Genomic DNA, 12,139 nt, shown 5'->3' on the forward strand with positions numbered 1-12,139 from the left:
CGATGTAGTCGCAACCAGGCGATTACCTCCGCTGCAAACCACCTTTTGGCAGCTTTTACTCCAGTGGAGCAGGGCTGCACACTCTTGGGGAAGCTAGGTTGAGTTACGACCCGACGTTCAACTGTGTAGGCGGACAACTTCAGGTAAGTGGCGATGTCCTGTGATGTCCACAGCTGATCTTCAGTTGTAACTGCAGGCCGTTGCAGCTGCTGAACTAGCTCTCGGATCAAGCGGGTGAGATTCACCAGATCACTTTCCAAATCACTGGACATGGTTTGCTCCCCGTGATTCGAAGCGGTCATTCTTTACCTCATAAATCATGGACTGAATTACCACCGAAATATCTTCTCCAAGTGCATCCAAAAACGAGGCAATCATCTGGGGTGTGTAGGTAGTGGATCGCTGCACCTCACCAAACAAAATGCTCATCAACGTGATGGACTCCTGCGCGCGCTCAAGTTTGTGAAACTCATCTTCGGACAGACTGTACGGGCGATTCATTTGTTCACACCCACGCGCCAAGCACCGATGGTGCGGAGAGCTTCGAGATCGATCAGGAAGGTGGTCGACGACAGTGTGAGCTGCCCCAACGATTGGCCGGCACGATCAAAAAGGCAAATGGTGATCATGCCGATACTCCCTGAGCCGCAACGGGGCGATATGCAAACGATTGTTTCATCTCAACCGGCACAGGGCTGGCATCGGCATTCAACAGCAGAGTAGAATTCAGTGGTCGCATGGTTTTTCCTAAGAGTTCTGTGCGGTGGGTCGGGTCAGTGGTCGAAACACTGACTCGGCACTTTTTCTTTCAGTCCAGCTCTTGCCAGCTGGCAGTGTGTCTTGAATCCTCTCCTTTACATCCGTCCAGGATGTTGCCGCTATCATCTGCTGCCAGCCTTCGCTACTCGCTCAATCCATGCTTTCAGCTCCGTCATCAAGATCAGACGTCTGCGCCCAATCTTGAAAGCTTTGAGGTCACCCGAGGCAATCACTTCGTAAATACCTGACCTCGAATGGCTCGTAAGGCGTGCTGCTTCCTCAACGCTTACGGACAGTGAGTTGACGGTTTCAGCTTGGGTCATTTGTTTCTCCTTGAGTGTCCGTTGGGACTGTACGATACTGGTTAGGACGTAAGCAGATTATTTGTAAGTAACATTTTATGCAAGCTGTTTTATTTGTAAGTTTTGGGGGGCGGATGGTAAACAGGTCTAAGAAGGTTGTGATTTCGGCGCGGATCGAGCCTAGGCTCAAGGCAGCCTTGGACATCGCCGCCAGCAAGCTGGACGAGAAGATCGTCAAGGTCTTGGAGGATTTTGTAGAGGAGGGGTTGAACGGGATTTTTGTAGAAAAAAATCCATTCTGGGGAGGGTTAATACCCTCAAATTCCCAAATAAATTTTATGGAGATTTTTGACGCGGTATGGGATGAGGATGAGGTACTTTTCAAGCTGAGAGCGGGCACCATCGGCGCTGAATTTTGTGGCGAAACACTGGCTCGCCAGGCTCAGGTAGTGATCAGCTCAGATTACTTCAAGGGTGAATACGATCTCTTCGGCGACCTGAACGGCTACACAGCCATATGGGGTGGGGAGGTTGAAAAGCGGTTCGTGGATCTGGCGTTGGTCAGAAAGGAATGGCGTTACATAGAGGACTACGCGGCATTCATGAGAGTCAATGACCTGGTCGATCTGCCCTATGACTATTATAAAAAAATGAAAGGCTATGGTGACTAGATAAGCTCAACCGCTGCGGCCTTGGTACCTGGTGCCAGATGCGCGTATCTGAGCGTCATCTTTATATCTGAGTGTCCTAGTAGATCCCTTACAGTGTTCAAGGGCACGCCTGCCATAACTAAGCGGGAGGCGAAATCATGTCGCATATCGTGCCAGCGAAAATTCTCGATCTTGGCCCGATCTAGTAGTCTGAGCCAGGAGCTTTTCACGTCCTCTAGACGCCCGCCGTCTTGGCTCGGAAATACATAGCGAGATTTTCCAGCCTGCTTTTTCCAATGCTCCAGAACTCCCACGGTTTCCTTATTCATTGGGATGTGCCGTGTGTCGCTCGTTTTGGTTGTATCGCCAGCGGCAGTGATCGTGTTTGTACTGAAGTTGACTGCAGACCATTTCAGATCAAATAGCTCTCCGCGCCTCATACCTGTGTTCAGTGACAGCAGCACCATTGGTTTGAGGTGATCGGTGAATGGCACCTGCAGCAGACTTTGCATTGGTTGCTTGCCACGATCCGCCCGCCACTGGTTCGCGCTTTCACGTTCAGATCGCATCTCCTCCTGTCGAGTGTCCAATGCTTCGCGCAGGCGTTTCGCCTCATCGCTGTCTAGGTAGCGGACTAAGCCTAGTGAGTCGACCTTGAGCTGCTTCAGCTTCGCCAGTGGATGCGTGCCGATATACTCCCACTCCACAGCTCGACTGAAGACACCGCTGATCGAGCCTATCTTTCGATTTACCGTCGATGGCTTGTTACCAGCCTGCATCCAGGCAGTGCGGATTTGCTCCAGGTCACGGCCAGATATTGCATCGATGCGTTGAGACATGATCGCGTCAAAGTTGTTGTCCAGGGTGTGTAGAGTCTTTTCGTGGCCCTTGTAGTGCGCTTTAAACCACGGCATGTAGGTGTCGTCTATAAAATCGCGTAAGGATGGCAGTCCAGCACCCCTGCGTCCTTGGGTGACAGCTAGGGGCTCACCATGGGCGTGAGCATCGGCAAGATATTGGGCAGCTTCAGTTCGTGCTTGGTCTAGGGTCAGAACGCCAACTCTACCAAGGGTGGCGTTCTTGTTGCGTCCCCAGGTGACCATGTAAGACTTGTGCCCGCTAGTAAGCACCCGGATAAAAAAACCGGGCTGAACCGTGTCATGTACGCGGTAAGCCTTCGGCTGAGCTGCCAGGCTATTGATGAGTCTTTGGGTAATCTTACTTTTCATTGATTTGATCCGTGACAGCAGCGTGACAGCAAAAACCACTATACGGGAGCGTTTTGTGGGACTCAACCAGACTCTAACCAACTGATACCAAGGGGAAAACCCTATGGTTGCGATGTGGTTATTAGCCCTCCTAAGGGGAAGGTTGGCCGTTCGAACCGGCCCTGGGACACCATATTCAATGCTGAAAAGCCCCGCACAGATTGCTCTGGCGGGGTTTTTTTGTGGGTGCTCGTCAAACACCGGTCGAACCTTGCCGACGATCGGTGTTCACAGCAGGTGCGCGATGTATTTATCGCCATGTGTGTACCTTGCACGCGGCCAGGCAGCGTCTGAGCTATTAAGCAAAATATTCCCCGGATACCGACTTATCGCCTGTCCGGACCCGGCAACCCCGGACTATCATGCCGATAGCCCTGTCACCCACTGCAAGGAGCCGCTCGGAACGCCGATGCGCCAGATCTGGAAATCTTTTCGAGCCCTTTATTTCGCCTCCTTGATGATGCTGATCGGCTCCGGCCTGCTCAGTACTTACCTTGCCTTGCGCCTGGCTGCCGACCATGTCGACAGCCTGTGGGTGGGTGCGCTGATGGCGGCCAACTACTTCGGTCTTGTGCTGGGCGGCAAGATCGGCCACCGCCTGATCGCCCGGGTCGGGCATATCCGAGCGTATGCCACCTGTGCCGGGATTGTCGGTGCGGCGGTATTGGGTCATGGCCTGATCGATTGGCTGCCGGCCTGGATTGTGCTACGGGTGATCGTAGGCTTGGGGATGATGTGCCAGTACATGGTCATTGAAAGCTGGCTCAATGAACAGGCGGACGCCAAGCAGCGTGGCGTAGTGTTCAGCGGCTATATGATCGCGTCCTACCTTGGGCTGGTGTTGGGTCAACTGATTCTGGTGATGCATCCCCAGCTTGGCCTTGAACTGTTGATGCTGGTCGCACTGTGCTTTGCCCTGTGCCTGGTGCCGGTGGCCATGACGCGACGCATTCACCCGGCGCCCCTGCACCCTGCACCGATGGAGCCGCGTTTTTTCATCAAGCGTGTGCCGCAGTCGTTAAGTACCGTCTTGGGCGCTGGCGTAATCGTAGGTTCGTTCTACGGTCTGGCACCGCTTTACGCCTCCCAGCAAGGCCTGACGACTGAGCAGGTCGGTTTGTTTATGGGTTGCTGCATTTTCGCCGGCCTGCTGGTGCAGTGGCCGTTGGGCTGGTTGTCGGATCGTTATGATCGGGCATTGCTGATTCGTTGTTTCGCCGGGTGCCTGGCGGTGGCGGCATTGCCGCTGGCGATCATGACGCGGGTACCGTTGGAAGTGCTTTTTGTCGCAGGGTTTCTGTGTTCGTTGGTGCAGTTCTGCCTGTACCCATTGGCCGTGGCGTTTTCCAACGACCATGTGGAAGGTGATCGTCGTGTGTCCCTGACGGCCATGTTGCTGGTGACTTACGGTATTGGCGCGAGTGCCGGGCCGCTGTTGGCGGGTGTGGCGATGAAGTTGTTCGGCAGCCATATGCTGTATGCATTTTTCAGCCTGTGTGCAGTGATTCTGGTGTGGCGTATTCGGCCGAAGGCCGTGACCAACCTGCATCAGGTGGAAGATGCGCCGCTGCATCACGTGGCGATGCCCGACAGCATGTCCAGCTCGCCGTTGGTGGCGTGCCTGGATCCGCGAGTGGACGAGGCCGTGGTGCAGGAGCAAATGCAGACCGTTGTGCTGGAACCTGAAGTCGATCCGCAACCACCGGAGGATGAGCCGGCTTTCGAGGGGCCGCCGGAGCCTCTGGGGCCTGACGAGCATCCGCACGACTTGAGCAGGGCGCGCCCCTGAACGCAAAAAAAACGGGCAGATCCCATCAGGATCTGCCCGTTTTTTTGACGCGACTTTTAATGCTTAAAAATCGTCGTCTTTGTCAAAGCGTCGCGCTTCACGCTGCAGTTGGTACACAAATCGTTCCACTTGACGCTGCACCAAGCCGCTCATGTTGTGGAAGCGTACGCCGGCGAACGTGGTGTTGATCTTGTCTTCGAAGTGCAGGTAACGCAGTTCGACAGAGGTGGTCATGCTGCCGAAGGGCAGGGCGGCGATAAAGCGGTCGTAGACCTGGCCCAGTTGCAGGCGCTCGGAGATGTCGCCTTCAAAGCGAAGCTTGCAGCCGGTGGCGGAGATGTCCAGCAGTTTGCCGCTGATAGGTGCCTTGAGCTTTTCGCCGCCCAGCTCGATATTGACCAGTTGTGCCAGCTTCAACGCAGCGCGAAAGGCATTGCGGCGCTGATGGTAGACCACCTCGTCAGGCATGCTGCCGGTGTAGATGCGGTGGCCACCTTTTTCGCTGATGGTCAGCGTGCCGTTGCTTTCCCAGGCGACCCGCACACCATCGTGAAAGCCTTCGATGCGGAAGGCTTCGCCATTCTCGAGGTAGCGTTCACCGTCACGCGGGATCATTTCGTCCAAGGCCAGTGTCTTGCTGTCCCGGTCAACATCTACCAAGTAGCTTTGGAAGCGCTGGCTGCGCTCGTGGAACGTGATGATCAGCGGATCATGGCTTTCTTGCAGCATGCGCAACGTGCTGGCGATTTCCAGAGGCGTGGTGAGCACCTTGGGTGGCTGCGGAGCATCTTCCGCATTAAGGGCTTTGAACACGGTTCTTCCATCTCCAGACAAAATACGACTACACGCAAGAACCGGCATTTTGCCAGCATGTAGCGCACCTTGGATAGGGCGCGCTGTAAACCGGCGTCAGGCTTGGCTGCGGGTGCTTGGCTTGACCAGGCGTGAGGTGGAGCCTTGGGCGTTGTACAGTGCCGGAGGCTCTCCGCCGTGAAGTATGCGCAACTGGTTGGCGGTCGTAGCTTGCTGCAGCTGGATTGACTGACCGTTGAGCTGGTTGGCTTCCTGGCACTGGGTGAGCAATTGATTGAGGGCGGTGCTCTGCGACAGCAATTGATCACCCACTGAAGAGTGGCTGGCCAACTGCGCGAGGCCGTCGTGATCAGCTGGCAGGCCCAGGCTGATGAGGATCTCGCTGCGCTTCTTGCCATGCTGTTCCAGCAGCACGATCAGCGACTGTTTACGCGCCAGGATTTCTTCCAGCAGGCGCATGTCCCGGCCGTATAGGGCCAGGGACTCTTCTTTGAGCAGCTCGAGCAATTGTTGCGTCGGCGCCAGATCATCAATGATCAGTTGAAGCAAATGTTCGTCGTGGTGCATGGCTGGCCTTGGGTTTTAAGCGTCCAAAAGCCCTGCGCAGGCCTTTGCCTAGCGCTCGGCTTCGAAGTTAAGCAGCTTGCTGGCTACACGGTTGCTGTCGACTTTATAGCTGCCATCGGCGATAGCCTGTTTCAACTCGGCCACGCGGGCTTTGTTGACAACCGGTTGGTCGCGCAGCGAGTCAGTGACCTTCTGCAACTGTTGAGCCTCATTGCTCAGGTGTACGGATTCCCCACTTTGGCTGGCGCCAGCCTGCTCTGTCTTCGCGGCAGGGGCTGGTTGGGCCTTGGCTTCTACACTGTCCTTGGTACCGCTGGTACGTGTATTGCCGGGCAACGTTGGGGGGTTATTCAAACGACTGAAATCGATGACCATGTTAAAAAAACCTCTGGGTATTTGGACGCTTGCCATGTTTTCGGCGATACCCGGACAAACTTTAGGCTCGATTGACAATAAACCTGCACGAGCGGACGTCTAGCGCACAGTGTAGGAAAAGCAGGCGTCCTATGCCAGTGAACTATAAAGCAACCTCAACTTGACCCGGCGCCGTCACTTGCGCCTTGATCACACGGTTGGAGTTCAGGTTTTTGACTCTGATCTGTTCGCTCATGCCGCCGTTGGACAGCGCTTCGCCCGGCATTTTTACGCTCAACCCGCCACTGCTGGCGGAAATGACCACCTGATCGCCTTTGCGAATCACCTCAGCCTGCTCCAGATGGACCAGTGTGATGACTTGATCAGTGACCATTGGTCGGGTAAGTCTCTGCCCCAGGGCCTGGTCGAGCGAGGTGAGGTAGCCCTGATTGATCTGGCTTATATCCCGCTCACGCATGGCCACGTCGTCATAACCGATGATGCCGGTGCGTTTTAACGGTCGCGTCACCACCACCACATCGCGGAACAGTTTGACCTGCGCCGGTACGAATACGGTCCAGGGCGAAGCGCCTTCGCAGCGCACTTTTACCGTCACGCGGCCGATCGGCTGGGCAGGGCTTTCCAGGGTGGCTGTCAATTCCTTGTCGCACATTGGCATGCGCAAACGCGGGTCCAACTGGCTCACCTGAATTTCATAACGCCCAGGCGTCTGAGTATTTGCCAGATAATCTTCTACAGTGAACTCAAGAAAGCCTTGGGTGACGCCGATAAGGAGATCAGGCAAGGTGACATTATCTGCACGGGCCGTGACGCCCGAGCCGAAGGCAAGCAATGCCATCCAGACGCAGAGTAATCTGCGGTGCCGTGGAAGGTGTCGGGAAACTGTCGTTTTAAGGTTCATAAACCAATAAATAGCAAAGCTCGTGCCGTTTAGTGTTGGGTACGCTTCGTACCTCTAGGTTTTAGCGTAGGAGTCTGGGCATGGCAGGAGTAATGGATTCAGTAAACCAGCGCACACAGCTGGTAGGGCAGAATCGCCTGGAGTTGTTGCTTTTTCGTCTGGACGGCAAGCAGCTGTACGGCATCAATGTATTTAAAGTACGGGAGGTGCTGCAGTGTCCCAAACTGACCATCATGCCCAAGTCCAGCCCCGTGGTTTGCGGCGTGGCCAACATCCGTGGCGCGACCATTCCGATTCTTGATTTGGCCCTGGCCACCAGTTCCGCGGGTTTGCAGGATCGCCAGAACCCATTTGTGATCATCACTGAGTACAACACCAAGACCCAGGGGTTCCTGGTGCGCTCGGTGGAACGTATCGTCAATATGAACTGGGAAGAGATCCATCCGCCGCCCAAGGGCACCGGGCGCGATCATTACCTAACGGCGGTGACGCGGGTCGATAACCAGTTGGTGGAGATCATCGACGTGGAGAAAATCCTCGCCGAGGTGGCGCCGACTTCGGAATCGATCTCTGTGGGTGTGGTGGACGCCGAAACGGCGCACAAGGCGATCTCTCTGCGTGTGCTGACCGTGGACGACTCATCGGTGGCGCGTAAGCAGGTGAGTCGTTGCCTGCAAACCGTCGGCGTGGAAGTGGTGGCCCTCAATGATGGCCGCCAGGCCTTGGACTATCTGCGCAAGCTGGTCGATGAGGGCAAGAAGCCTGAAGACGAGTTTTTGATGATGATCTCCGACATTGAAATGCCGGAAATGGACGGCTACACGCTCACGGCCGAGATACGCAACGATCCACGTATGCAAAAATTGCATATCATCCTGCATACTTCGTTGTCGGGTGTATTCAATCAGGCAATGGTCAAGAAAGTCGGTGCCGATGACTTTTTGGCCAAATTCCGCCCTGATGACCTGGCATCCCGGGTAGTCGACCGGATCAAGGCAGCAGATCACGGCTAGGGGCTTTTTCCCTGGCGGACTTACGATTTAAGAGGCGGTATCAGTGTCTACAGGTAATTTGGATTTTGAACAGTTCCGGGTCTTCCTGGAAAAGGCCTGTGGCATATTGCTCGGTGAAAACAAGCAGTACTTGGTATCCAGCCGTCTCAACAAAATGATGGAGCAGCAGGGTATCAAGTCCCTGGGTGAGTTGGTGCAGCGAATCCAGAGCCAGCCGCGCAGCGGACTAAAGGAAATGGTGGTCGATGCCATGACCACCAACGAAACCTTGTGGTTTCGCGACACCTACCCCTTTGAGGTGCTCAAGAGCAAAGTGCTGCCGGAGGCCATCAAGGCCAGCCCTGGACAGCGCCTGCGTATCTGGTCGGCTGCCTGTTCTTCGGGGCAGGAACCGTACTCGATCTCGATGTCCATCGACGAGTTCGAGCGCACGAACATGGGCCAGTTGAAGGCTGGGGCGCAAATTGTCGCCACGGACTTGTCTGGCACCATGCTCACTAACTGCAAGACTGGCGAGTACGACAGCCTGGCCCTGGGTCGTGGCTTGTCCCCGGAACGCCTGCAGCGTTTCTTCGATCCGAAAGGGGCCGGGCGTTGGGCAGTCAAGGCGCCGATCAAGAGCCGAGTCGAGTTTCGCTCGTTCAACTTGCTCGACAGTTATGCCAGCCTGGGCAAGTTCGACATGGTGTTTTGCCGCAACGTGCTGATTTACTTCTCGGCTGAAGTGAAGAAAGACATCCTGCTGCGTATCCACGGCACGCTCAAGCGTGGTGGCTACCTGTTCCTCGGTGCTTCCGAAGCATTGAACGGCCTGCCGGATCATTACCAGATGGTGCAATGCAGCCCGGGCATCATTTACCAGGCCAAGTGATTGACGCTTGAGCATAAAAAACGGGAGGCCCTGTAAAGGCCTCCCGTTTTTTATGCGTGTGACGTTTCGACGGCGCCGCGTCGGTCGTTCTCAGGGCCGGGGTGTCATGCGGATATTGCCCAGCGATAGGCGGTGATCCCCGTGGGGTACTGCCGCGTTGAAAATACCGAGCCGAACATCGCCTGTCGTAGTGGCAGTGAAGGTGCCGGTCCCGGTTTGCGTCTGGGCTTGAGTGATATTTTGTAGATTGGGGCCGATCCGGGTGCTATTCATTGTCATGTATAGCGTCGAGCCATCGCTGATGGCTGCACGACCAATGACGTCAAAGCTGCAATCGTATGTGCGCCCTGCGATCACAGGTACGGGGCGGGTAATGATGTGGGCACTGGTCGCCCGACTGTTGGATATGTCAACGACCACGCTTGAGTTAATAACGTGCAGGACCCCGCCCACATAAGGCCCCTGAGCTACCCAGCCTTGGAAAGTGCCGTCGCTGAAATTCCATACTGTGGTGGGGGCTGGCACGATGATGGGGAGTGAGTTGATACGTACCCTGGCGGTCTGCGCGGCGGTAAATTCCCGCGCGCGTCTTAACCGCATCAGCAAACTTACAACTGTGCCAGCGCTGGCTTCAATAAAGGTTTTAGGTATCAGGACCTCGCGGCTGGGGGCGTTTTGGGCAACCATAAAGCTTTGGTTGTACTCGCCGCCGATAACGGTGCTACTCAATGTCAGGTAGATCATATCGTCGGCCTCGACGGGGAAGTCGAGCGTCAACTTGGCGGTGTCGCCGACAACACGGAGGGTGTTCAGATTCGGGATGGGGGTTGCGGAGTCTTGTTCGTTAAATCTTGGAAGCGGAAGAGTCAACATTTTTAAGCCTCTGCTTGACGCATGGGGGGATGTCTACCCAATAAGATATTCGCCTCGACAGACTTAACAACTGTCAGAATTGACAGTGCAGACAGACGGCCAAACACACTCAACCGCCTCTGCGTCCTTTTCCTCCCCTTGCCGCCTGTGGAAAAGCGGCAACCGCCATTGCCGCTTTACTGGCGCCATGCGGAAGACCGTTGCCGCTTTTCTGGCATCGCCAGCGGCAAACCCCCCGCAAGCCCTTGAATTACGGGGCTTCAACGAATTGGCATGCGCCTTGCTATAACCCAGATACGAAAAGCAGGTCAGCCTAAAGGTTTCCGCCATGAGCATCAGCTTCGATAAAGCGCTCGGTATCCATGAACAAGCCCTGGGCTTCCGCGCCCAGCGTGCCGAAGTCTTGGCTAACAACATTGCTAACGCCGACACCCCGAACTACAAGGCTCGGGATCTGGACTTCTCCGCCGTGCTCGCCGCACAGCAAGACAAGACCAAAAACGGCTCCTTCGCCTTGAACATGACCAACAGCCGTCATATCGAAGCGCAAGGCCTGGGCAATGGTGACGAGTCGCTGCTGTATCGCACGCCGATGCAGCCATCGATCGACCAGAACACCGTCGATGCCCAACTGGAGCAATCGGCTTACGCCGAGAACTCAGTGAACTTTCAGGCCAGCTTCACCCTGCTCAACAGCAAATTCAAAGGGCTGATGTCAGCCTTGCGTGGAGAGTAAGCCATGTCCTTAGCCAGTGTTTTCAATATTGCCGGCAGTGGCATGAGCGCGCAGACCACGCGCCTGAACACCGTCGCCAGTAACATCGCCAACGCCGAGACCGTATCGTCGAGCATTGACCAGACCTACCGCGCCCGTCATCCGGTGTTCGCCACCATGTTCCAGGGCGGCCAGGCTGGCCAGAGCGGCAGCGCAGGTTCGCTGTTCCAGAACCAGGATGCCGCAGGCCAAGGCGTGCAAGTGCTCGGCGTAGTCGAGGACCAGAGCAATCTGGAAGCGCGCTACGAGCCTAACCATCCCGCCGCGAACGAAAAGGGTTATGTCTACTACCCCAACGTCAACGTGGTCGAGGAAATGGCCGACATGATTTCCGCCAGCCGCTCGTTCCAGACCAACGCGGAAATGATGAACACCGCTAAAACCATGATGCAAAAGGTCCTGACCCTGGGTCAGTGATAAGGGGCGCCAAATAATGGCCATCGTTGATACCAAAAACAACACGGCAGTCCAGGACCTTTTTAATTCCAAGGTCAAGACAGCGACGGATAACAGCAGCATCAATAATGCCTCCAAAGCGGCGACGGGTAATCAGTCGCTGGGCAAGGATGCGTTCCTGCAACTGCTGGTGACCCAGCTCAAAAACCAGAACCCGCTGTCGCCTCAGGACAACGGTGCGTTCGTGGCGCAACTGGCGCAGTTCAGCAGCCTGGAAGGCATCAACACCCTGAACGACTCGGTGAATGCGATCTCCAGCAACTTCAGTTCGTCGCAAGCGCTGCAAGCGTCGTCGCTGGTGGGGCGCTCGATCATCACCCAGACCGACAAGGCGGCCGTGGACACCAGCAAGAGCATGACCGGTTCGGTGGCGGTGACGGCGGCGACGGGCAACGTCTCGGTGAAAATCACCGACAAAGACGGCAATGTCGTGCGAACCCTCGACATGGGCGCCCAGAGCGCCGGTAATTCCAGCTTTATCTGGGATGGTAAGAACGACAAGGGCGAAGTCGCGCCTGCCGGGACTTACACCTTTAAGGCCACCACCAAGAATGACAAGGGTGACTCGGTTGCCCTGGTCACGTCGCTGCCGGCAACGGTCACCAGCGTGACCTTGAGCAAGACCGGCGGCGAAATGCTGCTCAACCTTGCAGGCGGCATGGGCAGCGTCAAGCTGTCGCAAATTCAGACTATCGGTACATAGAGCCGGCTAAATACGGCAGAAGGA

16 protein-coding genes are annotated in these 12,139 nt (G+C 55.8%); 7 read left to right on the top strand and 9 right to left on the bottom strand.

The genetic code is table 11. The features are described 5' to 3' along the window. Positions 1-261 precede the first annotated feature (261 nt). From FW764_RS02850 to FW764_RS02860, 3 genes are all read right to left on the bottom strand, one after another. Complete coding sequence (locus FW764_RS02850) at positions 262-501, bottom strand: hypothetical protein (RefSeq protein ID WP_446432662.1); 240 nt, start codon at positions 499-501, stop codon at positions 262-264. Next, entirely contained in the window at positions 498-629 is a 132-nt protein-coding gene (locus FW764_RS02855; protein WP_259741185.1) for a hypothetical protein, read from the bottom strand. Before FW764_RS02855 ends, FW764_RS02850 begins: the two co-directional genes overlap by 4 nt. Positions 630-881: 252 nt before the next feature. Continuing rightward, positions 882-1,082 (bottom strand): helix-turn-helix domain-containing protein, encoded by a 201-nt coding sequence (locus tag FW764_RS02860; protein ID WP_446432663.1) that lies wholly within the window; start codon positions 1,080-1,082, stop codon positions 882-884. Positions 1,083-1,159: 77 nt separating this feature from the next. Between FW764_RS02860 and FW764_RS02865 the strand changes: the two genes are divergently transcribed. Then, entirely contained in the window at positions 1,160-1,732 is a 573-nt protein-coding gene (locus FW764_RS02865) for a hypothetical protein (RefSeq protein WP_446432664.1), read from the top strand. Here FW764_RS02865 and FW764_RS02870 read toward each other — a convergent pair. Then, complete coding sequence (locus FW764_RS02870) at positions 1,729-2,940, bottom strand: phage integrase (protein WP_446432665.1); 1,212 nt, start codon at positions 2,938-2,940, stop codon at positions 1,729-1,731. The two genes, FW764_RS02865 and FW764_RS02870, sit on opposite strands and share 4 nt — an antisense overlap. A 448-nt stretch (positions 2,941-3,388) precedes the next feature. On the opposite strand from FW764_RS02870, the gene FW764_RS02875 reads away from it, so the two are divergent. Further along, the gene (locus FW764_RS02875; protein WP_446432666.1) at positions 3,389-4,768 is read left to right on the top strand and encodes an MFS transporter; all 1,380 of its coding nucleotides are present in this window, start codon (positions 3,389-3,391) and stop codon (positions 4,766-4,768) included. Positions 4,769-4,831: 63 nt separating this feature from the next. Here FW764_RS02875 and FW764_RS02880 read toward each other — a convergent pair whose 3' ends face one another. From FW764_RS02880 to flgA, 4 genes are all read right to left on the bottom strand, one after another. Continuing rightward, positions 4,832-5,581 (bottom strand): flagellar brake protein, encoded by a 750-nt coding sequence (locus tag FW764_RS02880; RefSeq protein ID WP_446432667.1) that lies wholly within the window; start codon positions 5,579-5,581, stop codon positions 4,832-4,834. Positions 5,582-5,677: 96 nt separating this feature from the next. Continuing rightward, positions 5,678-6,148: a flagella synthesis protein FlgN gene (locus FW764_RS02885; RefSeq protein WP_446432668.1), complete on the bottom strand. Its 471-nt coding sequence runs from the start codon at positions 6,146-6,148 to the stop codon at positions 5,678-5,680. 48 nt (positions 6,149-6,196) lie between these two features. Further along, entirely contained in the window at positions 6,197-6,523 is a 327-nt protein-coding gene (flgM, locus tag FW764_RS02890; protein WP_446432669.1) for a flagellar biosynthesis anti-sigma factor FlgM, read from the bottom strand. A gap of 142 nt (positions 6,524-6,665) precedes the next feature. Beyond that, a complete protein-coding gene (flgA, locus tag FW764_RS02895; RefSeq protein WP_446432670.1) occupies positions 6,666-7,424 on the bottom strand; it encodes a flagellar basal body P-ring formation chaperone FlgA in 759 nt (252 codons plus the stop codon). Between the two features lie 80 nt (positions 7,425-7,504). On the opposite strand from flgA, the gene FW764_RS02900 reads away from it, so the two are divergent. After that, entirely contained in the window at positions 7,505-8,437 is a 933-nt protein-coding gene (locus tag FW764_RS02900; RefSeq protein WP_446432671.1) for a chemotaxis protein CheV, read from the top strand. Positions 8,438-8,480: 43 nt separating this feature from the next. Next, positions 8,481-9,308 (top strand): protein-glutamate O-methyltransferase CheR, encoded by an 828-nt coding sequence (gene cheR / locus FW764_RS02905; protein WP_446432672.1) that lies wholly within the window; start codon positions 8,481-8,483, stop codon positions 9,306-9,308. 90 nt (positions 9,309-9,398) lie between these two features. Here the strand turns inward: cheR and FW764_RS02910 are convergent, their stop codons facing one another. Next, the gene (locus FW764_RS02910; RefSeq protein WP_446432673.1) at positions 9,399-10,181 is read right to left on the bottom strand and encodes a hypothetical protein; all 783 of its coding nucleotides are present in this window, start codon (positions 10,179-10,181) and stop codon (positions 9,399-9,401) included. Between the two features lie 328 nt (positions 10,182-10,509). Between FW764_RS02910 and flgB the strand changes: the two genes are divergently transcribed. From flgB to flgD, 3 genes are read left to right on the top strand one after another with little or no spacing between them, the layout of a single operon-like run. Continuing rightward, positions 10,510-10,917, top strand: a complete 408-nt coding sequence (gene flgB / locus FW764_RS02915; RefSeq protein WP_446432674.1) for a flagellar basal body rod protein FlgB — start codon at positions 10,510-10,512, stop codon at positions 10,915-10,917. Between the two features lie 3 nt (positions 10,918-10,920). Continuing rightward, entirely contained in the window at positions 10,921-11,373 is a 453-nt protein-coding gene (gene flgC, locus FW764_RS02920) for a flagellar basal body rod protein FlgC (RefSeq protein ID WP_446432675.1), read from the top strand. Between the two features lie 16 nt (positions 11,374-11,389). Then, entirely contained in the window at positions 11,390-12,115 is a 726-nt protein-coding gene (gene flgD, locus FW764_RS02925; protein WP_446432676.1) for a flagellar hook assembly protein FlgD, read from the top strand. The last annotated feature ends 24 nt before the right edge of the window (positions 12,116-12,139 follow it).

Source organism: Pseudomonas sp. 1152_12, assembly GCF_052850675.1.

What these genes read in the sequence shown, in the direction of transcription:
- FW764_RS02855 (WP_259741185.1), bottom strand. Translation starts at nt 629, where the DNA reads ATGATCACCATTTGCCTTTTTGATCGTGCCGGCCAATCGTTGGGGCAG.
- FW764_RS02870 (WP_446432665.1), bottom strand. Translation starts at nt 2,940, where the DNA reads ATGAAAAGTAAGATTACCCAAAGACTCATCAATAGCCTGGCAGCTCAG.
- FW764_RS02860 (WP_446432663.1), bottom strand. Translation starts at nt 1,082, where the DNA reads ATGACCCAAGCTGAAACCGTCAACTCACTGTCCGTAAGCGTTGAGGAA.
- FW764_RS02865 (WP_446432664.1), top strand. Translation starts at nt 1,160, where the DNA reads ATGCAAGCTGTTTTATTTGTAAGTTTTGGGGGGCGGATGGTAAACAGG.
- flgB (WP_446432674.1), top strand. Translation starts at nt 10,510, where the DNA reads ATGAGCATCAGCTTCGATAAAGCGCTCGGTATCCATGAACAAGCCCTG.
- FW764_RS02900 (WP_446432671.1), top strand. Translation starts at nt 7,505, where the DNA reads ATGGCAGGAGTAATGGATTCAGTAAACCAGCGCACACAGCTGGTAGGG.
- flgM (WP_446432669.1), bottom strand. Translation starts at nt 6,523, where the DNA reads ATGGTCATCGATTTCAGTCGTTTGAATAACCCCCCAACGTTGCCCGGC.
- FW764_RS02910 (WP_446432673.1), bottom strand. Translation starts at nt 10,181, where the DNA reads ATGTTGACTCTTCCGCTTCCAAGATTTAACGAACAAGACTCCGCAACC.
- flgA (WP_446432670.1), bottom strand. Translation starts at nt 7,424, where the DNA reads ATGAACCTTAAAACGACAGTTTCCCGACACCTTCCACGGCACCGCAGA.
- flgC (WP_446432675.1), top strand. Translation starts at nt 10,921, where the DNA reads ATGTCCTTAGCCAGTGTTTTCAATATTGCCGGCAGTGGCATGAGCGCG.
- FW764_RS02850 (WP_446432662.1), bottom strand. Translation starts at nt 501, where the DNA reads ATGAATCGCCCGTACAGTCTGTCCGAAGATGAGTTTCACAAACTTGAG.
- flgD (WP_446432676.1), top strand. Translation starts at nt 11,390, where the DNA reads ATGGCCATCGTTGATACCAAAAACAACACGGCAGTCCAGGACCTTTTT.
- FW764_RS02875 (WP_446432666.1), top strand. Translation starts at nt 3,389, where the DNA reads ATGCGCCAGATCTGGAAATCTTTTCGAGCCCTTTATTTCGCCTCCTTG.
- FW764_RS02885 (WP_446432668.1), bottom strand. Translation starts at nt 6,148, where the DNA reads ATGCACCACGACGAACATTTGCTTCAACTGATCATTGATGATCTGGCG.